This is a genomic window from Salmonella enterica subsp. enterica serovar Typhimurium str. LT2 (genome assembly GCF_000006945.2).
In the GTDB taxonomy this organism is placed as follows: Bacteria; Pseudomonadota; Gammaproteobacteria; order Enterobacterales; family Enterobacteriaceae; genus Salmonella; species Salmonella enterica.
Genome location: NC_003197.2, coordinates 4,172,260 through 4,193,662, shown reverse-complemented (window position 1 = coordinate 4,193,662; position 21,403 = coordinate 4,172,260). Strand labels below are relative to the sequence as shown.

General features: G+C 52.3%; 20 protein-coding genes and 26 other annotated features. Of the genes, 4 read left to right on the top strand and 16 right to left on the bottom strand.

Features of this window, described 5'->3' with window-relative positions; translation table 11 throughout:
• Window positions 1–15 precede the first annotated feature (15 nt).
• Window positions 16–638 (bottom strand): putative cytoplasmic protein gene (yigZ, locus tag STM3985; protein ID NP_462870.1). Within the gene, window positions 16–630 belong to an annotated coding region; the region does not span the whole gene.
• Window positions 630–1,975 (bottom strand): proline dipeptidase gene (gene pepQ, locus STM3984; RefSeq protein NP_462869.1). Within the gene, window positions 630–1,961 belong to an annotated coding region; the region does not span the whole gene. Before pepQ ends, yigZ begins: the two co-directional genes overlap by 9 nt.
• Window positions 633–638: a ribosome-binding site (putative RBS for yigZ; RegulonDB:STMS1H003920), on the bottom strand. Its footprint overlaps the gene before it by 6 nt.
• Window positions 1,970–1,975: a ribosome-binding site (putative RBS for pepQ; RegulonDB:STMS1H003919), on the bottom strand. Its footprint lies within the gene pepQ.
• A 94-nt stretch (window positions 1,976–2,069) precedes the next feature.
• Window positions 2,070–2,078, top strand: a -35 signal (putative -35_signal for fadB; RegulonDB:STMLTH004637).
• Here pepQ and fadB point away from each other — a divergent pair.
• Both fadB and fadA read left to right on the top strand, forming a co-directional pair.
• Window positions 2,070–4,340, top strand: a protein-coding gene (fadB, locus tag STM3983) for a 3-hydroxyacyl-coA dehydrogenase of 4-enzyme FadB protein (RefSeq protein ID NP_462868.1). Within the gene, window positions 2,151–4,340 belong to an annotated coding region; the region does not span the whole gene. It overlaps the preceding feature by 9 nt.
• Window positions 2,086–2,094, top strand: a -10 signal (putative -10_signal for fadB; RegulonDB:STMLTH004637). It overlaps the preceding gene by 9 nt.
• Window positions 2,112–2,130: a protein binding site (putative binding site for FadR, RegulonDB: STMS1H000182), on the top strand.
• Window positions 2,139–2,144: a ribosome-binding site (putative RBS for fadB; RegulonDB:STMS1H003918), on the top strand.
• Window positions 4,339–4,344, top strand: a ribosome-binding site (putative RBS for fadA; RegulonDB:STMS1H003917).
• The gene (fadA, locus tag STM3982) for a 3-ketoacyl-CoA thiolase (protein NP_462867.1) occupies window positions 4,339–5,513 on the top strand. Within the gene, window positions 4,350–5,513 belong to an annotated coding region; the region does not span the whole gene. It overlaps the preceding feature by 6 nt. The genes fadB and fadA overlap by 2 nt, the downstream gene beginning before the upstream one ends.
• A 196-nt stretch (window positions 5,514–5,709) precedes the next feature.
• Here fadA and STM3981 read toward each other — a convergent pair.
• The 4 genes from STM3981 to yigC form a co-directional block, all read right to left on the bottom strand.
• Window positions 5,710–6,771 (bottom strand): putative cytoplasmic protein gene (locus STM3981; protein NP_462866.1). Within the gene, window positions 5,710–6,768 belong to an annotated coding region; the region does not span the whole gene.
• Window positions 6,766–6,771: a ribosome-binding site (putative RBS for STM3981; RegulonDB:STMS1H003916), on the bottom strand. Its footprint overlaps the gene before it by 6 nt.
• A gap of 48 nt (window positions 6,772–6,819) precedes the next feature.
• Window positions 6,820–7,539, bottom strand: a protein-coding gene (locus STM3980) for a putative outer membrane protein (protein ID NP_462865.1). Within the gene, window positions 6,820–7,533 belong to an annotated coding region; the region does not span the whole gene.
• Window positions 7,534–7,539: a ribosome-binding site (putative RBS for STM3980; RegulonDB:STMS1H003915), on the bottom strand. Its footprint overlaps the gene before it by 6 nt.
• Window positions 7,540–7,786: 247 nt before the next feature.
• The gene (ubiB, locus tag STM3979) for an FMN reductase (protein ID NP_462864.1) occupies window positions 7,787–8,498 on the bottom strand. Within the gene, window positions 7,787–8,488 belong to an annotated coding region; the region does not span the whole gene.
• Window positions 8,493–8,498 (bottom strand) — a ribosome-binding site (putative RBS for ubiB; RegulonDB:STMS1H003914). It overlaps the preceding gene by 6 nt.
• A 75-nt stretch (window positions 8,499–8,573) precedes the next feature.
• Window positions 8,574–10,061 (bottom strand): putative oxidoreductase gene (yigC, locus tag STM3978; RefSeq protein ID NP_462863.1). Within the gene, window positions 8,574–10,052 belong to an annotated coding region; the region does not span the whole gene.
• Window positions 10,056–10,061 (bottom strand) — a ribosome-binding site (putative RBS for yigC; RegulonDB:STMS1H003913). Its footprint overlaps the gene before it by 6 nt.
• A gap of 160 nt (window positions 10,062–10,221) precedes the next feature.
• Window positions 10,222–10,227: a ribosome-binding site (putative RBS for rfaH; RegulonDB:STMS1H003912), on the top strand.
• Between yigC and rfaH the strand changes: the two genes are divergently transcribed.
• Window positions 10,222–10,726 (top strand): transcriptional activator gene (gene rfaH, locus STM3977; protein ID NP_462862.1). Within the gene, window positions 10,238–10,726 belong to an annotated coding region; the region does not span the whole gene. It overlaps the preceding feature by 6 nt.
• Before the next feature lie 7 nt (window positions 10,727–10,733).
• On the opposite strand, the gene yigW is transcribed toward rfaH, so the two are convergent.
• From yigW to udp, 9 genes are all read right to left on the bottom strand, one after another.
• Window positions 10,734–11,528, bottom strand: a protein-coding gene (yigW, locus tag STM3976) for a putative hydrolase of PHP superfamily (RefSeq protein NP_462861.3). Within the gene, window positions 10,734–11,516 belong to an annotated coding region; the region does not span the whole gene.
• Window positions 11,523–11,528, bottom strand: a ribosome-binding site (putative RBS for yigW; RegulonDB:STMS1H003911). It overlaps the preceding gene by 6 nt.
• 29 nt (window positions 11,529–11,557) lie before the next feature.
• Window positions 11,558–12,337, bottom strand: a complete 780-nt coding sequence (gene tatC / locus STM3975; protein NP_462860.1) for a component of sec-independent protein export — start codon at window positions 12,335–12,337, stop codon at window positions 11,558–11,560.
• A gap of 2 nt (window positions 12,338–12,339) precedes the next feature.
• Window positions 12,340–12,900, bottom strand: a protein-coding gene (gene tatB / locus STM3974) for a component of Sec-independent protein secretion pathway (protein NP_462859.1). Within the gene, window positions 12,340–12,888 belong to an annotated coding region; the region does not span the whole gene.
• Window positions 12,892–13,157, bottom strand: a protein-coding gene (gene tatA / locus STM3973) for a component of Sec-independent protein secretion pathway (protein NP_462858.1). Within the gene, window positions 12,892–13,146 belong to an annotated coding region; the region does not span the whole gene. The genes tatB and tatA overlap by 9 nt, the downstream gene beginning before the upstream one ends.
• Window positions 12,895–12,900, bottom strand: a ribosome-binding site (putative RBS for tatB; RegulonDB:STMS1H003910). Its footprint overlaps the gene before it by 6 nt.
• Window positions 13,152–13,157 (bottom strand) — a ribosome-binding site (putative RBS for tatA; RegulonDB:STMS1H003909). Its footprint lies within the gene tatA.
• Before the next feature lie 194 nt (window positions 13,158–13,351).
• Window positions 13,352–15,003, bottom strand: a protein-coding gene (aarF, locus tag STM3972; protein NP_462857.1) for a putative regulator in ubiquinone biosynthesis. Within the gene, window positions 13,352–14,992 belong to an annotated coding region; the region does not span the whole gene.
• Window positions 14,989–15,606, bottom strand: a protein-coding gene (gene yigP / locus STM3971; RefSeq protein ID NP_462856.1) for a putative inner membrane protein. Within the gene, window positions 14,989–15,594 belong to an annotated coding region; the region does not span the whole gene. The genes aarF and yigP overlap by 15 nt, the downstream gene beginning before the upstream one ends.
• Window positions 14,998–15,003: a ribosome-binding site (putative RBS for aarF; RegulonDB:STMS1H003908), on the bottom strand. Its footprint overlaps the gene before it by 6 nt.
• Window positions 15,601–15,606, bottom strand: a ribosome-binding site (putative RBS for yigP; RegulonDB:STMS1H003907). (Lies within the gene yigP.)
• Window positions 15,604–16,370, bottom strand: a protein-coding gene (gene ubiE / locus STM3970) for a 2-DMK methyltransferase (protein ID NP_462855.1). Within the gene, window positions 15,604–16,359 belong to an annotated coding region; the region does not span the whole gene. Before ubiE ends, yigP begins: the two co-directional genes overlap by 3 nt.
• Window positions 16,365–16,370: a ribosome-binding site (putative RBS for ubiE; RegulonDB:STMS1H003906), on the bottom strand. Its footprint overlaps the gene before it by 6 nt.
• 84 nt (window positions 16,371–16,454) lie before the next feature.
• The gene (gene yigN / locus STM3969; protein ID NP_462854.1) for a putative inner membrane protein occupies window positions 16,455–17,898 on the bottom strand. Within the gene, window positions 16,455–17,885 belong to an annotated coding region; the region does not span the whole gene.
• Window positions 17,893–17,898 (bottom strand) — a ribosome-binding site (putative RBS for yigN; RegulonDB:STMS1H003905). Its footprint overlaps the gene before it by 6 nt.
• A 126-nt stretch (window positions 17,899–18,024) precedes the next feature.
• Window positions 18,025–18,864, bottom strand: a protein-coding gene (gene udp / locus STM3968; protein NP_462853.1) for a uridine phosphorylase. Within the gene, window positions 18,025–18,786 belong to an annotated coding region; the region does not span the whole gene.
• Window positions 18,793–18,798, bottom strand: a ribosome-binding site (putative RBS for udp; RegulonDB:STMS1H003904). (Overlaps the previous gene by 6 nt.)
• Window positions 18,832–18,840: a -10 signal (putative -10_signal for udp; RegulonDB:STMLTH004635), on the bottom strand.
• Window positions 18,856–18,864 (bottom strand) — a -35 signal (putative -35_signal for udp; RegulonDB:STMLTH004635).
• Window positions 18,860–18,874 (bottom strand) — a protein binding site (putative binding site for CRP, RegulonDB: STMS1H000056). It overlaps the preceding feature by 5 nt.
• A gap of 37 nt (window positions 18,875–18,911) precedes the next feature.
• Window positions 18,912–18,927 (bottom strand) — a protein binding site (putative binding site for CRP, RegulonDB: STMS1H000081).
• 105 nt (window positions 18,928–19,032) lie between these two features.
• Window positions 19,033–19,038 (top strand) — a ribosome-binding site (putative RBS for dlhH; RegulonDB:STMS1H003903).
• Here udp and dlhH point away from each other — a divergent pair.
• Window positions 19,033–19,857 (top strand): putative dienelactone hydrolase family gene (gene dlhH / locus STM3967; RefSeq protein NP_462852.1). Within the gene, window positions 19,045–19,857 belong to an annotated coding region; the region does not span the whole gene. (Overlaps the previous feature by 6 nt.)
• A gap of 79 nt (window positions 19,858–19,936) precedes the next feature.
• Here the strand turns inward: dlhH and STM3966 are convergent.
• Window positions 19,937–21,296 (bottom strand): putative arylsulfatase regulator gene (locus STM3966; protein ID NP_462851.1). Within the gene, window positions 19,937–21,280 belong to an annotated coding region; the region does not span the whole gene.
• Window positions 21,291–21,296 (bottom strand) — a ribosome-binding site (putative RBS for STM3966; RegulonDB:STMS1H003902). (Overlaps the previous gene by 6 nt.)
• Window positions 21,297–21,403: the final 107 nt, after the last annotated feature.

The following is a 21,403-nucleotide window of genomic DNA, read 5'->3' as shown; positions in this document are numbered from 1 at the left end:
AAAATGAGGTGGGGATTATTCTTCAATCGCTAACAATTGCAATGAACCACGGCTAAAATCCGCCAGTTTTGTGGAAAATGCATTCACATGAGCAAAAGGAAGCGCCACCCTGAGCCGAACAGACGCCTGATAATCGCTGGAAACGATCTTCCCGGCAAACTGTCCTAATAATGCTTCGATTCCGGCCAACTGACCGTACTCACACTGCAAAGTATATTCGGTTAATGGCGTCTTGCGTTGTGTGGCAAGCTGACGTAATGCCTGATTCACACCGCCGCCATAGGCTTTTACCAGCCCGCCCGTACCCAGCAGAATACCACTATAGTAGCGCACGACGACGGCAGTAATTTCTCCGACGCCGCTGCCCATCAATTGCGCAAGCATCGGCTTGCCTGCCGTTCCCGCCGGTTCGCCGTCGTCTGAAAAGCCCAGTTGCTGTGAGTCGTCCGGCGCACCCGCCACCCACGCCACACAATGGTGGCGCGCATCAGGATGCTCAGCTCTGACTGACTCAACAAACGCTTTCGCCGCGTCTACGCCATCGGTATGCGCCAATAGCGTAATAAAGCGGCTTTTTTTGATCTCTTCAACAACGGTGACCGGCGCTGCAGGGATTAACCAACTGTCCATTACGCCAGTTTTAAATCCCGCGTCATGTTTTCCACGCCGTTTTCGTGGATGACCACGTTATCTTCAATGCGAATACCGCCGAAAGGCTTGAGCGCTTCAATTTTCTGCCAGTTGAAGTGCTTGCTGAACGGGCCTTCGCGCCATGGCGCTAACAGCGATTCGATGAAGTAAATCCCCGGTTCGATGGTCAACACCATTCGCGGCTGTAACACACGCGTGCAGCGCAGATACGGGTATTTGGACGGCGCGGCGAGATGCGTACCGGAATCATCCTGCATAAACCCGGCCACATCGTGTACCTGCAGACCCAACGGATGACCAATACCGTGCGGCATAAACGGCCCGGTGAGATCATTTTCCACCATCGCCTCTTCACTCATGTCGGTAATGATTTGATGTTTACGCAGCAGCTTCGCGATGCGCTGATGGAATTGAATATGATAATCCACATAGCTGACGCCCGCCTTCATGGTAGCGATCAGCGCCAACTGTTCGTCGTTAACATCTTTCACCAGGTGGGCGTAGTCGTTATCGCTTTTCGCCGACCAGGTCCGCGTCAGATCCGCCGCGTAGCCGTTGTATTCCGCGCCCGCATCCAGCAGGAAACTGCGCATTTCAGACGGTGCCTGATGATCCAGTTTCGTGTAATGCAGCACGGCGGCATGTTCGTTCAGCGCCACAATGTTGCTGTATGGAACATCGGTATCGCGATGTCCCGTGGCGGTCAGGTACGCCAGGTTGATGTCGAACTCGCTCATGCCGGAACGGAAGGCCTCTTCCGCCGCCCGATGACCGCTCACCGCCATTTTCTGCGCTTCGCGCATACAGGCCAGTTCATAATCCGTTTTATAGGCGCGGTAGTAATGCAGATAGTCGATAACACCTTTCGGGTTGATGTTGCTGGCGGCGATATCCAATTGTAGCGCGCGCTCAGGAACCGGGCCGATATAGCCGATATTGCCACGCGCGGCAGGCAGTTGGCTGCCGATGCCATCCGCTTTCGGTAAGGCGACGACCTCGACTTCTTCTGTCCAGAAGGACGTTGGCAGCGGTTCAACGTTATGCCAGTAATCGACCGGCAGATAAAACCACAATTTGGGTTTGTTGACGCCATCGACCAACAGCCAGCAATTTGGAACCTGAGTTACCGGCACCCACGCTTTAAACTGTGGATTGACCTTAAACGGATAAGGGTGATCGTCGAGAAAGACGTTGAAAAGCTCGCCAGAATGAATAAGTAACGCATCCAGCTTAAAGCGCGCCAGAACATCGCGCGTCCGTTCTTGTAAGGTAACAATATGATTTTTATAGAGCGCGGCCAGTGATTCCATTTTTTACCCTTCTGTTTTTTTGACCTCAAGTTCCCGCATCTTAGCACATCGCCCCACGAGAGCGTGATCTCTGCCGAGCGTGATCACATCGGCATTTCTTTAATCATTTATTTGCATTTTTTTAACACAAAATACACACTTCGCTTCATCTGGTACGACCAGATCACTTTGTGGATTCAGGAGACTGACATGCTTTATAAAGGCGACACCCTGTACCTCGACTGGCTGGAAGATGGCATCGCCGAACTGGTGTTCGATGCTCCAGGCTCGGTCAATAAACTCGACACCGCAACCGTCGCCAGCCTCGGCCAGGCGCTTGAGGTGCTGGAAAAGCAACACGATTTAAAAGGGCTGCTGCTGCGCTCTAATAAAGCGGCCTTTATTGTCGGCGCGGACATCACCGAATTTCTTTCACTGTTCCTCGTCCCCGAAGAGCAGTTAAGCCAATGGCTGCATTTCGCTAATAGCGTCTTTAACCGTCTGGAAGATTTACCCGTACCGACCCTTGCCGCCGTAAACGGCTATGCGCTGGGCGGCGGGTGCGAATGCGTGCTGGCCACCGATTACCGTCTGGCGACGCCAGACCTCCGTATCGGTCTGCCGGAAACTAAACTGGGCATCATGCCGGGTTTCGGCGGCTCCGTTCGTCTGCCGCGTATGCTGGGCGCAGACAGCGCGCTGGAGATTATCGCGGCAGGTAAAGATGTCGGTGCTGAGCACGCGCTGAAAATCGGCCTTGTGGACGGCGTGGTCAAACAAGAGAAGCTAATTGAAGGCGCGATAGCGGTGTTACGCCAGGCCATTACCGGCGATCTCGACTGGAGAGCTAAACGCCAGCCGAAACTGGAACCGTTGAAACTCAGTAAGATTGAAGCAGCGATGAGCTTTACCATCGCTAAAGGCATGGTCGCACAAACGGCGGGTAAACATTATCCGGCGCCGATGACCGCAGTGAAAACCATTGAAGCCGCCGCGCGTTTTGGTCGTGAAGAAGCGCTGAATCTGGAAAATAAAAGCTTTGTTCCGCTGGCGCATACCAATGAGGCTCGTGCGCTGGTCGGTATCTTCCTCAACGATCAATATGTAAAAGGTAAAGCCAAAAAGCTGACCAAAGATATTGAGACGCCGAAACAGGCAGCCGTACTGGGCGCGGGCATTATGGGCGGCGGTATCGCTTACCAGTCGGCCTGGAAAGGCGTACCGGTCATCATGAAAGATATCAACGATAAATCGTTGAACCTCGGCATGACCGAAGCGGCCAAGCTGCTGAACAAACAGCTGGAGCGCGGCAAGATCGACGGTCTGAAGCTGGCGGGCGTCATTTCGACCATCCACCCGACTCTCGATTATGCCGGTTTCGATCGCGTAGATGTTGTTGTCGAAGCGGTAGTCGAAAATCCGAAAGTCAAAAAAGCGGTACTGGCGGAAACCGAGCAGAAAGTGCGCCCGGAAACCGTGCTGGCCTCAAATACCTCCACCATCCCAATTGGCGAACTGGCAAGCGCCCTGGAACGTCCGGAAAACTTTTGCGGAATGCACTTCTTCAACCCGGTACACCGGATGCCGCTGGTTGAAATCATTCGCGGCGAGAAGAGTTCAGACGAAACCATTGCCAAAGTCGTCGCCTGGGCCAGCAAAATGGGCAAGACACCGATTGTAGTCAACGACTGCCCCGGCTTCTTTGTTAACCGCGTGCTGTTCCCCTATTTCGCCGGTTTCAGTCAACTGCTGCGCGACGGCGCGGATTTCCGCAAAGTCGATAAAGTGATGGAAAAACAGTTCGGCTGGCCGATGGGCCCGGCCTATCTGCTCGACGTGGTGGGTATTGATACCGCCCACCACGCGCAGGCAGTAATGGCGGCAGGCTTCCCACAGCGTATGCAGAAAGATTACCGCGACGCGATCGACGCATTGTTTGACGCCAGCCGTTTTGGGCAAAAAAACGGTCTGGGCTTCTGGCGCTATAAAGAAGACAGCAAGGGTAAGCCGAAGAAAGAAGAAGATGCCGCGGTGGATGACCTGCTGGCAAGCGTCAGCCAGCCGAAACGCGACTTCAGCGACGACGAGATAATCGCCCGTATGATGATCCCGATGATTAACGAAGTGGTTCGCTGTCTGGAAGAAGGCATTATCGCAAGCCCGGCGGAAGCCGATATGGCGCTGGTCTACGGCCTGGGCTTCCCTCCGTTCCACGGCGGCGCATTCCGCTGGCTGGATACACAGGGCAGCGCGAAATATCTTGATATGGCGCAGCAGTATCAACACCTCGGCCCGCTGTATGAGGTGCCGGAAGGGCTGCGTAATAAAGCGCGCCATAACGAACCGTATTATCCCCCGGTTGAACCAGCCCGTCCGGTTGGTTCTCTGAAAACGGCTTAAGGAGTCACAATGGAACAGGTTGTCATTGTCGATGCTATTCGCACCCCGATGGGCCGTTCGAAGGGCGGCGCGTTTCGCAACGTGCGAGCAGAAGATCTCTCCGCCCACTTAATGCGTAGCCTGCTGGCGCGTAATCCGTCGCTTACAGCGGCGACCCTCGATGATATTTACTGGGGCTGCGTACAACAAACGCTGGAGCAAGGCTTCAACATTGCCCGTAACGCCGCGCTGCTGGCAGAAATTCCCCATTCGGTACCGGCGGTCACCGTCAACCGTCTGTGTGGTTCCTCGATGCAGGCGTTACACGATGCAGCGCGAATGATCATGACCGGCGATGCGCAGGTTTGTCTGGTTGGCGGCGTGGAGCATATGGGGCACGTGCCGATGAGCCACGGCGTGGATTTTCACCCGGGTCTGAGTCGCAACGTCGCCAAAGCGGCAGGGATGATGGGGCTAACGGCGGAAATGCTCTCCCGCCTGCACGGCATTAGCCGGGAAATGCAGGACCAGTTCGCCGCGCGTTCTCACGCTCGCGCCTGGGCCGCCACCCAGTCTGGCGCATTCAAAACGGAGATTATCCCGACTGGCGGTCATGATGCAGACGGCGTGTTGAAGCAGTTTAACTACGATGAAGTGATCCGCCCGGAAACCACGGTCGAAGCGCTATCAACGCTGCGTCCGGCATTTGATCCGGTTAGTGGCACGGTCACGGCGGGCACCTCATCCGCGCTTTCCGATGGCGCAGCCGCCATGCTGGTAATGAGCGAAAGTCGTGCCCGTGAGCTGGGTCTGAAACCTCGCGCCCGTATTCGCTCAATGGCAGTGGTGGGTTGTGATCCGTCAATTATGGGTTACGGGCCGGTTCCGGCGTCAAAACTGGCGTTGAAAAAAGCGGGACTGTCAGCCAGCGATATCGATGTGTTTGAGATGAACGAAGCGTTTGCCGCACAGATCCTGCCATGCATTAAGGATCTGGGATTGATGGAGCAGATAGACGAGAAGATCAACCTCAACGGCGGTGCGATCGCGCTTGGTCATCCGCTCGGCTGCTCCGGAGCACGTATCAGCACCACGCTTATCAACCTGATGGAGCGCAAAGACGCGCAGTTTGGTCTGGCGACGATGTGTATTGGTCTGGGTCAGGGCATCGCCACGGTGTTTGAGCGGGTTTAATCAAAGATAATATCCCCTAAATAACTCGCATTGCAGCGCAGCGGCAACTGAGCGAATCCCCGGGCACATAGATAACTATGTGCCCGGGGTGAGCAAAGGCAGCCAACAAAGAGGCTGCGCGAATTATGACGGGAAACAGTTTAGTTGCCGTTTTTCCCGCCCGTCAGGGGCGGGTTTTTTCACCGTATGGCCTGCTCTACTCAGTAAGCGCTTTGGTCAGGCTAAATGGCATAGCCTGATATCCACGCGCACCATGTATTTGCATTTCAACCGCAGGCTCTTTTTCTCCCCATTTGAACTCTTCCAGATACGGATTAGGCAAGCTGGTAAATGCGCCTACCGATAAATCAAACGCACCACCTGCTGTTGCGGAATACACGAACACAGAATTCTTGTCAGTCTGGTACTCGGTGATAGAGGTTACCGGGCTAAACCACTCGTTCCCGCGCTCTTTACCGTATTGCCAGATCTGTTGGACTGTCTTGTTTTTCTGGTCGATTTTGTAAATCACGGAGCGGCTGTATTTCATACTCTGCATAGCAGGCTGTTCTAAGCCGCGGCCATCGCCATTGTCGAAAGCGGAAAGGTATAAGATATCGCCTTTACTCTTACTATCAATTTTAAAGGCCGTATGTTGCGTCCATGTCCAGTCGAAGTCACCCTCGCAGCCACTGTCCTGGCAGGCGATTTTTTGGCCTTTGCTATCCACAGGCGTCAGAATTGCGGCATTAAATGGCGCTTTCCAGCCAGCAGGCGTACCCAGTATCCACTTCACTTTCTTATCGCGGCCGATTTTGATAATCGCACTCTGGTGGCGGGAGCTGATGATGATGGAATCATCTTCACTGTCATAGTCGACGCTGTTGACATGCGCCCAGTTGCGGCCAGCCCCACTACCCACGATATCCCCGAATTTGTCGGAGGAGTCCAGCGCCGCCAGATCTTCTTCGCTCAACGTATGGCCGGACTGGCTGGCGTCGATATTCAGGCACACAGCGCCCTGATCGAGGGTTTTCATTATCACATCACGATAAGGATCGAGGATATCAAACAGACGCCATTCATCCACTACCACGCCGTTCTGATCAACTTCGGCAATCACATCACGCACGGTACGAACATTTTTCCCATCAGGGCGTTTATAGTTAGAGCTGGCTACACGCAGGAAGTAGTGACCGTTGGCCGCGTTATCCATTGAGTGTGAAAAATCGTTATAATTATCCGGCAGGCGGCGGTTAAAGATTTCACGCCCCATGATATCGTATTTCACATAACGCTGACCGTAGCCCCACGATAGTGCGCCATCCTAGTTTTGTTTAAAGCCCATCATAACGCCAGCACGATAAATTGACTTTAAATCATAAATTGAACTTGGATTCATAAACCAACGAATATCACCGGAGGTGTCGATAATAGCGTTAGCTGTAGTGAAGTTCCATTCTAATGCACCCCCAGTAGGGTTGTTCCAGACAGTACGCGTTCCATTCCCAGACTTATCTTTCGTATTATTCAAAAGATACAAGCGATCTTTAAATTCTGGGGAAACCTTTTTAACATCGATAGTAAAGAGTGCTGATTGTTCTTCTTTTGTACCCGCTGATTCAATATAGGCAGGCGGTGCATACATTTTATAGCTTTCTTTTACATTTTCGGTTTTACTACCCTGGATACTTGTATATTCAACTTCAACGGTATTGACATAATCCGGGTAAAGACCAAAGACGGGAATACCGCCATACGTTAAAAGGTATTTATTATTAACTTTATACGCGATCTCCTGGCCATTTTCTTTGGGTACAATCCGTACATGCACGTCACGTAACTGGTAACCGCCATTACGAATAACGGCGGTTAGCGGCGCGATATCATAGGGGTTCATAACAACTTCGCCAATTTTTCCCTGGACCTGATAGTCCACTTTAGCGCCGCTGGCGCCGCCGATGGCGAAAGCAGTAGAAGGTACTGATGACAAAATTGCAACAGATAATGCGAGAGAAGTTAAAGCATATTTAAATTTCATAACACTCTCCATCTTATAAATAAATAACTAACTTTCCATTTTATGTTTCTTTTATAAAAATAAATGAAGCATATATAATTAACTATTTTTATTGATAGCCTCAGGACATAATATTACTTAATTTATTACACGCAATACAAAGCCTGTAGATATTCAATATCATAAGGTTTTATAGTTGACGATTAATTAATATTTAAGAGGACTTTTAGGTAGGCTAACGTAAAAAGGGACGCTACTGCGTCCCATAAAATAGTTAAATAAATGCGAACGCATCGCCAAACAGACGATCTTCCCGCGCGTTACGCTCATGACAGAACAGATCGCGGGCGATTTTCGCCATCTCAAAACGTCCGGCAATATAAATATCGTGCCCCGCCAGCGTACCATAATCCTGCAATACCGCCGTAAGTACCGTTCCTGTACGTCCACGCCAGCCTTCTTCCGGCTGCTCGACAACAGGTTCAATACGCAAATTCGGATGGTTAACAGAGAGTGCTTCCAGCTCAGAGAGATCATAGAGGTGCTTTTCTTCGCGGCCGCCCCAGTAAATGGTAACATCGCGGGCCGGGTTGCGCGCTAACGCCGTCAACAGGATGGAGCGCACATAAGAAAAGCCCGTACCGCCCGCGATCAGAATCAACGGACGCTCTTCATCGTCACGTAGCCAGGCGTCGCCATGCGGAATATCGACGACGATTTCCCGGTCTTTCAGAATCCGATCCATGACCGCCATCGCATACAGATTGAGCTCGGAGGCGCCAATGTGTAATTCAATAAACCCTTTCTCGTCCGGCGTTGAAGCCATCGAAAACGGGCGTTTGTCACGCTCGTCCATTACGACCATCAAATACTGACCAGCGCGGAATGAAAACGCCGCGTCCGGCACTAAACGAACCCGATATACGGTATCGGTGATAGCTTCTACCGAGGTCACTTTACAGCTTAAGGTTGTCATGCGCTCCCTCTGTCGGGTGTCGGGTCAATACCGACATTTTTCAAGCTGAGTCGCCGCAGCCTGAAATGTCGATGTCCGCTTTCAGTTATTTAAAGATAGCCAGCTCATCCCAAATCGCATCAATACGCGCGGTAACTTCAGGATCTTTAACAATAGGACGACCCCACTCGCGTTGGGTTTCGCCCGGCCATTTGTTTGTGGCATCCAGCCCCATTTTTGAACCCAGCCCGGAGACCGGCGAGGCAAAATCCAGGTAATCAATCGGCGTATTTTCAACCAGCACCGTATCCCGTGCAGGGTCCATACGGGTGGTAATCGCCCAGATCACATCATTCCAGTCGCGTGCGTTAACGTCATCATCGCAAACGATAACAAATTTCGTATACATAAACTGGCGCAAAAACGACCAGACGCCCATCATGACGCGTTTCGCATGACCAGCGTACTGCTTTTTCATCGTCACTACCGCCAGGCGGTAAGAACACCCTTCCGGCGGCAGATAAAAGTCGACGATTTCCGGAAACTGTTTTTGCAGAATAGGCACGAAGACTTCATTGAGCGCCACCCCTAATACCGCAGGCTCATCGGGCGGACGCCCGGTATAGGTGGAGTGATAGATGGCATCCTCACGCTGTGTAATATGCGTGACGGTAAAGACCGGAAAGCTATCCACTTCATTATAATAGCCCGTATGATCGCCATACGGTCCTTCCGGCGCCATCTCTCCCGGCTCAATGTAACCTTCAAGGATAATCTCGGCGCTGGCAGGCACTTCCAGATCGTTAGAAAGGCATTTAACCACTTCAGTTTTCGTGCCGCGCAGCAGGCCCGCAAAGGCATACTCCGACAGAGTATCGGGAACAGGAGTCACGGCGCCAAGTATCGTCGCCGGATCGGCGCCCAATGCGACGGAGACCGGGAAACGTTCACCCGGACGCGCGGCTAACCACTCCTGAAAATCCAGCGCGCCGCCGCGGTGAGACAGCCAGCGCATAATCAGCTTATTTTTACCTATCAACTGCTGACGATAAATGCCCAGGTTTTGCCGCTCTTTGTGCGGACCACGCGTTACCGTCAGTCCCCAGGTAATCAGCGGCGCGGCGTCGTCCGGCCAACAGGTCATGACAGGAAGACGCGTTAAATCGACATCATCGCCAGACGCGATTTTCTGCTGGCAAGGCGCGCCGCGTAACCGTTTCGTCGGCATATTCAGCACTTGCTTAAACTGCGGCAGCTTGTCAAACAGATCGCGAAAGCCTTTCGGCGGCTCAGGTTCTTTAAGAAACGCTAATAATTTACCCACTTCCCGTAAGGCGGAAACATCATCCTGCCCCATGCCCATCGCCACGCGTTTTGGCGTGCCAAAAAGGTTGCACAGCACCGGCATGGCGTAACCTTTAGGATTTTCAAACAGCAACGCCGGTCCACCGGCACGCAGCGTGCGGTCAGCGATTTCCGTGATTTCCAGATGAGGATCCACAGGTAGCGTGATGCGTTTTAGTTCCCCCTGCTGCTCAAGTAGCGTCAGGAAGTCGCGTAAATCGTGATATTTCATGGCGTCCATTGTAGCCTCTTGGTAAGCGCATCATTATACGGCGTTCATCATCGGGATGCTGTATTTTTGTTAAATTAGCGTGAACTCTGGCAACCAACGCTAATCCAGATACGGCTTAAAGGATGAAGTGTATAATTAACTTCGCGCATGGCTTTTGCTATGCTTGCGCCCCGAACAAGCGGATAAGAGTCATTATGCAATCCTGGTATTTACTGTACTGCAAACGCGGGCAACTTCAGCGTGCTCAGGAACACCTCGAAAGACAAGCGGTAAGTTGCCTGACACCGATGATCACCCTGGAAAAAATGGTACGCGGAAAACGTACCTCCGTCAGCGAACCGCTCTTTCCTAATTATCTGTTCGTTGAATTTGATCCGGAAGTGATACATACCACTACAATCAACGCCACGCGCGGCGTCAGCCATTTTGTGCGCTTTGGCGCGCATCCTGCGATCGTGCCTTCCAGCGTTATTCATCAGCTTTCTATCTACAAGCCCGAAGGCGTTGTCGATCCTGAAACCCCCTATCCCGGCGATAGCGTCATCATCACGGAAGGCGCATTTGAAGGGCTGAAAGCGATTTTTACCGAACCGGATGGCGAAACGCGTTCGATGTTACTGCTTAATTTACTCAATAAAGAAGTGAAGCAGAGCGTAAAAAACACCGGTTTTCGCAAGATTTAGCGATCGTTCAGAATACAACCTCAAATAAGGTTCTGGCGTTGGCATCTGTCATCGCCGCTAACCATTGCGGATCTTCACCACGCCATAGCGCTATGCGCTCCAGGATGTGAGGCAGATACGCGGGCTCGTTGCGTCGTGACGTTGGTTTCGGCGTAAGATCGCGAGGCAACAGATACGGCGCGTCGGTTTCTATCAGTAGCTTTTCCGCTGGAATAAACGGTAAGAGTTCACGTAGCTCAAGCCCGCGTCGTTCGTCGCAAACCCACCCGGTAATACCGATATAGAGCCCTCTATCCACACAGGCCTGCATTTGCTGGCGTGAACCGGTAAAGCAGTGCAGTATTGCACCAGGAAGACTATCCAGCCAGGGATCAAGCAATACCAGAAATCGCTCATGCGCGTCCCGGCAGTGCATAAAGATTGGTATCTGCAATTCGGCGGCAATTTGTAGCTGCGCCTGAAAGGCACGCTCCTGCTCCTGCGGCGTGGAAAAATTGCGATTGAAATCCAGCCCGCACTCACCGATAGCGACGACTTCCGGCTGGTTCGCCAGCGCAATAATGGCGTCTTCAGACGCGGGTGACCACTGACTGCTGTCATGGGGATGGACGCCAGCCGTCGACCAACAATGGGGGTAGCGCCGCGCCAGTTTTAACGCCTGCTGACTTTCATGGATGTTCGTTCCGGTCAGTAGCATACCTTTTACTCCCGCCGCAAACGCACGGGCGACCACATCATCACGATCTTTTGCAAACTGGCTACTGGTTAAATTAACGCCAATATCAAACATGCTTGCCCCCATATGACAACCGCCCTGGCGGGCGGTTGTGTTTAGTCTTCAGTGTGCTCGGCCTTTTCGGTTTCGGCCTCGTTATCTTCGTCGCGCGTCCGTCGCTTACCGACATAAAAGCGTGAGCAGAAAACGCCAATTTCAAACAGGCAGTACATCGGTATCGCCAGCAACGTTTGCGAGAAAACATCTGGCGGCGTAAGCAGCATTCCCACAATGAATGCCCCGACCAGGATATAAGGCCGTTTTTTACGCAAATCTTCTGGCGTGGTGATGCCCATCCAGCACAGCAACACAATCGCCACCGGCACTTCAAAGGCTACGCCAAAGGCCATAAAAAGCGCCATGACAAAGCTAAGATAGCTGGCGATATCTGTCGAAACCTGTACCCCTTCCGGCGCCGTATGCGTCAGGAAACCAAAGGCCAAAGGGAATACGACAAAATAGGCGAAGGCCATACCAATATAGAAAAGCAGCGAGCTGGATACCAGCAGAGGTACGACCAGACGACGCTCATGCTTATACAGCGCCGGGGCGATAAAGGCCCAAACCTGGTACAAAATGACAGGCGCGGATAAGATCAAAGACACCATGAAGGTGAGTTTGATAGGCGTAAAAAACGGCGACGCCACATCCGTCGCAATCATTGTCGCCCCTTGCGGCATCTGTTTAATCAGCGGTGCGGCGACTAAATGATAAATATCATTGGCGAAATAAATTAACGCCAGAAAAATCAGAAGTACTGCGACGATGCAGTTTAGCAGGCGCTTACGCAACTCGATCAGATGCGTGATAAGCGGTTGAGTATCTTCTACAGCCATGTTTACGGTTTATCACTCGACGAGGGGGAAGATTCGACAACAGGCGCAGCGGATTTCTTCTCGGCGTCTATCGTGGCTACGGAAGCGGTTTCCGTCGACTCAGGCACGTTAGCTTTAACGGGCTCCGGCTTTTGTTCCGGCGCGCTCGCCTGTGTTTCAGCGGCGGCAGGGGTGACGCCCTCATGCTGCGTTTCGTTCCCTTTTACCACCGGATTATGGATGGTATGCGCTTCATCGCTCGCTTGTTCGGGATCGTTAGCGCTGTAGGTGCGTTTCATCGACTCCGCCGCCTGACGCAGTTCATCCATAGATGCTTTCAGTTCGGGAGTCAGATTTTCCAGGCTCGCCTTTTCGACTTTTTTCAGACTGTCCTGGAACTCCTGAAGTTTCAGTTCCTGAGTCAGTTCATTCTGAACCGTTGTCGCAAGGGACCGCAACGCGCGAATCCAGCCCGCTACCGTTTTTACCGCTACTGGCAATCGTTGCGGCCCCAACACAATGAGGCCGATAACGAACACTAACAGCAGTTCGCTAAAACCGATATCAAACACGGATTATACCTGCTCTTTATCTTGGCTTTTAGCGTCTTCCTTTTTCGCTTCGCCTTGCTTATCCGCGATAGATTTAGCGGTAAAATCAGCGTCCTGACTGGTTTTATCCTGTTTGGCATCATCATCGCTCATGGCCTTTTTAAAGCCTTTGATAGACGCGCCAAGATCGGAACCGATGGAACCGAGTTTTTTGGTGCCGAACAGCAGTACGACGATAACGGCAACAATCAACAACTGCCAAATACTGATACCACCCATACATGTTCCTCTGTGATAGATGATGAATTATTAGGGCCGCATTATACACATTATCCTTCACGCTGCCTCTTTGTTAGCCGCTTTCGCCCGCCCTATTCACATACTTTTACATACGACCGGGACGACATTGACTTGCGGCCTGAGTATTGCCTCGAGTGATAATATGTACCTGCGTGACACAACCGGCGTTGAGCGATAAAAAATCTCAACGAGTTTTACGCCAGCCAACCAGCCAGACAACTACGCCGCCGACCATGAGCCAGCCAGGCATCAATCCCCATTCAGGGCGGTTGACGAGTAAGAATGACCCGCTCAGTAACAGCGTTGCGCCAATTCCCAATAAATAACGAGACTGACTTTGGCGCACATGGTTTACCTGTAACTCGCGCGCAATCTTATCAACACTGTGCTGTAAATATTTGCCCTGGCGCAAACTGTCGTACACCAGTTCAGGTATTTCTGGCATTTTTTCGACCCAGAACGGCGCTTTTTCTTTAAGAGCCCGCGTGAGAGCCGGAATACCCACCTGATCTTTGATCCAGGACTCAAGAAACGGCTTCGCCGTTTTCCACAAATCAAGCTGAGGATAAAGTTGCCGCCCAACCCCTTCAACATACAATAATGTTTTCTGCAACAACACCAGTTGCGGCTGGACTTCCATGTTAAATCGACGCGCTGTATTGAAAAGGTTTAACAACACATGACCAAACGAGATTTCCGCGAGCGGCTTTTCAAAGATAGGTTCACAGACGGTGCGGATGGCAAACTCAAAATCTTCAACGTTGGTATCTGGCGGAACCCAGCCTGAATCGACATGCAGTTCTGCCACCTTTCGGTAATCGCGATTAAAAAACGCGATAAAGTTTTCAGCCAGATAACGCTTATCTTCTTTGTTTAGCGACCCGACGATACCGCAGTCAATGCCGATATATTGCGGGTTTTCAGGGTGTTCATGGCTGACAAAAATATTTCCCGGATGCATGTCCGCATGGAAAAAGCTGTCGCGGAAAACCTGGGTGAAGAAAACTTTAACCCCGCGTTCCGCCAGCAGTTTCATGTTGGTGCCGTTCTTTTCCAGCGCCGCCACATCCGAAACAGGAATGCCGTATATCCGCTCCATCACCATCATGTTCTGGCTACAGTAATCGGAGTACACCTCCGGGATATACAGCATGGGACTATTTTCAAAATTGCGGCGTAACTGAATCGCGTTGGCCGATTCCCGCAGCAGATTCAGCTCATCGATCAGCGTTTTCTCATACTCACGCACCACTTCCGTCGGGCGCAGACGACGCCCATCCGGCAACAGGCGTGGTACCCAGCGAGCAAGGCGATAAATCAGTTTCAGGTCTGCCTGAATTACCGGCAAAATATCCGGGCGAATGACCTTAATAACCACTTCTTTACCGTTTGATTTCAATCGCGCGGTATGTACCTGGGCGATTGACGCCGACGCTAAAGGCTGGATATCAAAGTCGTCAAACCAGGCTTCGACAGGTAGCCCCCCCATCGCCTCTTCAATCTGGGCTTTCGCCAGCCGACCATCGAATGGCGCGACTTTATCCTGGAGCAAAGCGAGCTGATCGGCGATTTGCGGCGGGAACAGGTCACGGCGCGTGGAGAGCATCTGACCAAATTTGATCCAGACCGGTCCCAGCTCTTGCAACGCCAGTCTTAATCGTTCACCCAGCAATTTATCTTTATGCCGGTTTGGCATCCAGAACAGCGAATAGCGCCATAATCGGAGTGGCAGTGTAAGACGCATTCGGGGGATGAGTTCATCAAGGCCGTAGCTTAAAAACGTGCGGATGATGAAATATAGGCGCCGTACTTCACCTGGCGTCATTTGGCCTCCAGTTTTTCCAGCCGTGTGGTCAGAGAATCTACGGCGCGCTCAACAGCCGCGGTTTCTTCGGCAAACCATGCGACTTCCAGCGGGCCAGGCGCCATACGCCACTCTTCAGTGATCGCTTCAGCGGCATAACGCTGCTGGCGTTGAAACCCGTGGCGCAGGAATTTAGCCCCGCCACGCACGACCTTACCGATACTTTCCGCCGCAATATCACCCGTGTATGGCGCCAACAGCTCCGCAGGATCGAATTCGGCGAGATCGGCGAGCGCCACAAAATTTTGCACGACCTGAATATCGCCCTGCACTTCCAGTTCGCCGCTGCGAATAAGCGTGGCCAACTGCTGACGATCGCGTAGTTTTGGCAAAACGCTAGCTTGAGTGATTACCGTACAGTCCGCTTCGCCTTCCCATGCCCCCAGCACATCAACCTGGCGTTCACTGAATACCAGGACTAATGGCATCGAAAATCCCTTTAGTTTCACACACAGTACTTTTCCCTGTAAGCGCGTTCTGGCTGATTTCAGCGCTGGCGAACGATACAGAAACGTATTGAGGAGACCTTCAATTCCTGCGGTCACTAAGGGTTTAAAAGGCATTCCACCCTCCTAGAATTTATAACCACGGTGCAATGCCACAACGCCCGCCGTCAGATTGTAATAATCCACGCTCTCAAATCCGGCGTCCTGCATCATGGCTTTTAAGGTATCCTGATCGGGATGCATACGGATGGATTCCGCGAGATACCGATAGCTATCCGCATCGTTTGCGACCATCGAGCCAATACGCGGTAAAATATGGAAAGAATAGGCGTCATACGCTTTACTCAGCGGCTCAATGATAGGCTTGGAAAATTCAAGCACCAGTAAACGTCCGCCGGGTTTCAACACACGGAACATTGACCGCAGCGCTTTTTCTTTTTCCGTTACATTGCGCAAACCAAACGAAATGGTAATGCAATCAAACGTATTATCAGGGAAAGGCAGAGCTTCGGCATTCGCCTGCACATACTCTACGTTGCCGATCACGCCGATATTACGCAGCTTCTCACGCCCCATTTTGAGCATGGAATCATTAATATCCGCCAGGATAACTTTGCCAGTTTCCCCGACCATACGTGAAAATTTCGCGGTAAGATCGCCCGTACCACCCGCTAAATCGAGAACGGTTTGTCCACGACGCACGCCACTGCAATCAATGGTGAAGCGCTTCCACAAACGATGAATGCCAAATGACATTAAGTCATTCATCACATCGTACTTTGACGCCACAGAATGAAAAACGTGGGCCACCATGTCAGCTTTCTGCTCTTTAGCGACGGTCTGAAAGCCAAAGTGCGTCGTTTCTTGTGAATCTTCCACCATCTCAGTGCCTGCTTATCGATAAAAATGTTCAAGAAGTGTAACAGATTGGGCCAATTTGCCCTACTCTGCGCCAGGACTAAACTACTCCGTATGGGTTAACTTAACTGCTGCTTCACCCGTTCATCATTGGGATAATGTTCATCCTGCCGCCCTTCAGGGATCGATCGTAAACGATATTCTTCATCTTGCGTAACGGCCTGTTCCGCTAAATCCGGATTAATCTCGCGTTTGATTTCCACGCCTAGCCCCCGGAAGGCCTCCGCCTGCGCCAAAACGTTGCCACGCCCCGACGCAAGTTTTTTCATCGCCTGGCGGTAGTTATCCTGCGCTTTATCCAGACTCTGACCGATCGCTGACATATCATCAACGAACAACCGCATTTTATCGTAGAGCTTACTGGCTCTGTCTGCGATGTGCTGCGCATTGCGGCTCTGGTGTTCATAGCGCCACAGGTTGGCGATTGTCCGTAACGCCACCAGCAGCGTCGTGGGGCTTACCAGCATAATGTTATTTTTCAGCGCCTCGGTTATCAGTTCGGGCTGTTTATCTAACGCCAGCAGGAAAGCGGGTTCTACGGGGATAAACATCAGAACATAGTCCAGCGAGCGGAGGCCGGGAAGCTGCTGGTAGTCTTTACGCCCCAGTAAGCGAATATGATTGCGCACCGAGGCGATGTGCTCTTGTAAAGCGGCCTCGCGCGTGTAGTCATCTTCAGCGTTAAAGTAACGCTCGTAGGCGACCAACGTCATTTTAGCGTCGATGACCACATCTTTGCCCTGCGGCAAGCGGACGATGACATCCGGCTGCATCCGCGAGCGCGCATCGTTCTCAATACTGACCTGGGTTTCGTATTCGTAGCCTTCACGCAGTCCGGATGCCTCCAGCACCCGCGCCAGCACAACTTCGCCCCAGTTTCCTTGCGCCTTATTGTCCCCTTTCAGGGCGCGCGTCAGGTTGATCGCTTCCTGCGCCATTTGCGCGTTAAGCTGCTGCAAATTACGAATTTCGTGCGCCAGCGTATGCCGCTCCTGCGCTTCTTTGCCAAAACTCTCCTGAACCTGGCGGCGAAAACCGTCCAGTTGCTCACGCAGCGGCGTCAGCAGGCTATTCAGGCTTTGTCGGTTTTGTTCGTCTACGCGACGATTACTGTGTTCAAAGATACGGTTCGCCAGATTTTCAAACTGCTCGCTTAAACGCTGTTCGCTGTTGATCATCTGACGGATTTTGTCTTCCGCGTGTTGCTGAGTCGCTTCCAGACGGGTCGTGACTTCACGCAGATCGGCTTCCAGAGAGGTATTAATACTGTGCAGGCTACGCAGTTCGTTATTAAGTAACTCGCATTCACTGCGCCAGTGCGCTTCTTGCGCTAATTGCTGCCGGGCCGCGCTAAGTTCGATATCCAGCTCACGCCGTTCTTCGATAAGATCGGCGCGGATTTGATCGGCGTGCGCTTTCGTCGCCAGCCAGCCAATCACCGCCCCAGCCGCCAGCGCCACGACGGCGCTTATCATAAGAGTAATATCCACAACACCTCTCCTGGAACCACACTGTCCTGCACAAAATAGAATTGTGCTGTATAAACGTCCAGTTTAAAAGGGATTTCCTGCGAGGCGCCACGCAAAAAGAAAAGGCCGAACGCGTCGGCCTTTGCAAAAGAGAGGAGAATTACAGCAGACGACGGGCCGCTTCCACGACGATTTTCACCGCGTGGCTTTCAGTTTGTTTCATCGTTTCCGCATTCGGAATCTCTTGTTGGGTACGGTTGACGATAACGCCCGCCACCATACCTGCGCGTAAACCCTGGCTTGCGCACATGGTTAACAGCGTAGCGGATTCCATTTCGTAGTTCATCACGCCCATCGCCTGCCACTCTTCCATAGAGCCTTTGAAGCGACGAACAACGCGGCCAGAATAGGTGTCGTAACGTTCCTGACCCGGATAGAAAGTGTCGGAAGAGGCGGTTACGCCAACGTGAGTCGTGGCGCCAATCGATTTCGCGGCTTCAACCAGCGCAGTGGTGCAGGCAAAGTCGGCAACCGCCGGGAATTCCATCGGCGCAAAATGCAGGCTCGCCCCATCCAGACGTACGGATGCGGTCGTTACCAGAACGTCGCCGACGTTAATGTGCGGCTGAATAGCCCCCGTGGTGCCGATACGCAAGAAGGTACGAATACCCAGTTGCGCCAGTTCTTCCACGGCAATAGAGGTAGACGGGCCACCGATACCGGTAGAGCAAACGATAACTGCTTTGCCATCCAGCTCAGCGCGCCAGGAGGTGAATTCGCGGTGAGATGCCAGCTTAACCGGCTTATCCATCAGCGCGGCGATCTTTTCCACACGCTCAGGATCGCCAGGGACGATGGCGAGCTGGGCCCCTTGTAAATCGTTTTTGGTGAGGCCGAGATGAAAAACATCAGACTTGGACATATAAAACTCCTCTGTGAATCGGGTTTGTCAGAAGAAGCAAAGAGACACTTTACCTAAGGCATAAAGATATTTTCGTGACAGCCATCACTATGACGTAAAACAATTGCACTCGCTTACCATTAAAAAGTGATGTTCATCACAATAAATAATCAATATCGCCAGGCATTGCACAAAAGATAGCCGCTTTAAGGCAATGTGGTTTGTTACACACTGTCTATAGTTAAGATTGCGCTATTTTTTAAGGGTACGGAGAATACCATGACAACGACACATCCATCCGGCTTTGCACCTGCAGCCTCCCCACTTGCCCCTACGATGATTCATACGCCTGATGGGGCCATTAGCGCGGGGATAACGTCGATTCCCTCTCAGGGCGACGATATGCCCGCCTATTACGCCAGACCAAAAGCGAGCGACGGCGCGCTGCCGGTGGTCATTGTGGTACAGGAAATTTTTGGCGTACATGAACACATTCGCGATATTTGCCGACGACTGGCGCTGGAAGGCTATCTCGCTATCGCGCCGGAGCTCTATTTCCGCGAAGGCGACCCCAATGATTTCGCCGATATACCCACATTATTGAGCGGGCTGGTGGCTAAAGTACCCGATTCGCAAGTCCTTGCCGACCTGGATCACGTCGCCAGTTGGGCTTCGCGCAACGGCGGGGATGCGCATCGGCTGATGATCACCGGTTTTTGTTGGGGAGGCCGGATTACCTGGCTGTACGCCGCGCACAACCCACAGTTAAAAGCGGCGGTAGCATGGTACGGCAAGCTGGTGGGCGACACGTCACTCAATTCGCCGAAGCATCCCGTTGATATCGCCACCGATCTTAACGCGCCGGTACTGGGTTTATACGGCGGGCAGGATACCAGTATTCCACAGGAGAGCGTGGAAACCATGCGTCAGGCGCTACGCGCCGCTAATGCGAAGGCGGAAATCGTGGTCTATCCCGATGCAGGGCACGCGTTTAATGCCGATTATCGTCCGGGCTACCACGAAGCCTCAGCGAAAGACGGCTGGCAAAGAATGCTGGAATGGTTCGCGCAGTACGGTGGGAAAAAAGGCTAACCACAGCGCATTACGATGTTTGTTGGGCCTACGAGACCGGAGTCGGTGTAGGCTCAACAAAGCGTCATCGCCACGTTAGCTATGCTTTACCACAGCATTTTTTATATTTTTTGCCGCTGCCGCAGGGACAGGGATGGTTACGACTGACGGCTCCTGTGTCTTTACGCGCGTCCTGCGCCAGCCAGCGCATGATCGATGCCATCGGATAGCCTTGCGCCAGCAGCTCCCGCCAGACATTCATATACGGCGTAACGTGCTGGAAAAAATGCTTATAGCCCGCACACAAGTAATTATGCGCAGGATGACCAGACGGCGAGACGGCAAAGCGATGCTTAGGACAGCCGCCATGACATACAAAGCGGTAGTCACAGCGACGACAATCGGCGGTCAGGGTCTCCCGCTTGGCCTCGCCAAAGGCAATAGCCCGCTCGCTATTATTTAAGGCTTTGATGCTGTGCTGGTGGATATTTCCCAGCAGATGCTCCGGGTAGACAAAGTGGTCGCAGTTGTAGAGATCGCCGTTCGACTCCAACGCGAAGGCATGTCCACAAGTCTCGGAATGTACACACAGTACCGGCTGCTGCGCCGTCCAGGCGGCTAACGCCACGTCAAACATCTGCACATAGACGCGGTCTACGTCGCGACGAACCCAGATATCAAAGATCTGGTTGAGAAATTCGCCATATTGCCACGACGGTACCGTCCATGGCGCCAGCGTCGCCGCGCTTTCGCCGGGCATCACCAGATTAAGTACCGATGAGTTATCGGTGCTCATTCGCTCTACCAGCGGGATAAACTGAATAAAACGCGATCCCGCCGCCAGAAGAAATTCGTAGACGTCTGCTGCATGACCGACGTTATGTTTTCCCACGACGGTTAAGGTATTAAAGTCGACATGGTGCGCTTTAAGCCGCGCCATGGCTGCGACGACCTGTTCATGAGTTCCTTTTCCAGCGCGATTAAACCGATAGTGGTTGTGTAACGACGCCGGGCCGTCGATAGAGAGACCGATGAGAAAATGCTGTTCAGCGAAAAAGCGCGCCCACTCGTCATTCACCAGGATGCCGTTCGTCTGCAACGCATGAGTGATTTTTCGCCCATCGCCGTACTTTTCACATAATGCGACAACCCGACGGAAAAACGGTAGCCCCATCATGGTCGGTTCGCCGCCCTGCCAGGCAAAGTCAATGCGGTCGCCACTCTGCGCGGCAATATGCTGGCGTATAAATTGTTCCAGCGTCTCGTCCGACATCCGCCAGTTTTTATTGCGTTCCGGGTACAGCGCCTCTTTTTCAAGATAGAAGCAATATGTGCAATCAATATTGCAGATCGCGCCGCCGGGTTTGGCCATTACGTGACAACCTGCTACCGCCATGTCAGACATCTCCGTTAAAAAATAAGGTTCACCAGCGCCATGAGACAATGCGACGTTTATCGTCGCCAGGGAACATAACAGAATGGAAAACCTCGTTTTGTGCTATGAGAGCGCTGGGCGATCATGACAGGAAAAACGATCTGCGAGGCAATAAAAGCCGCCGCTCTGCTT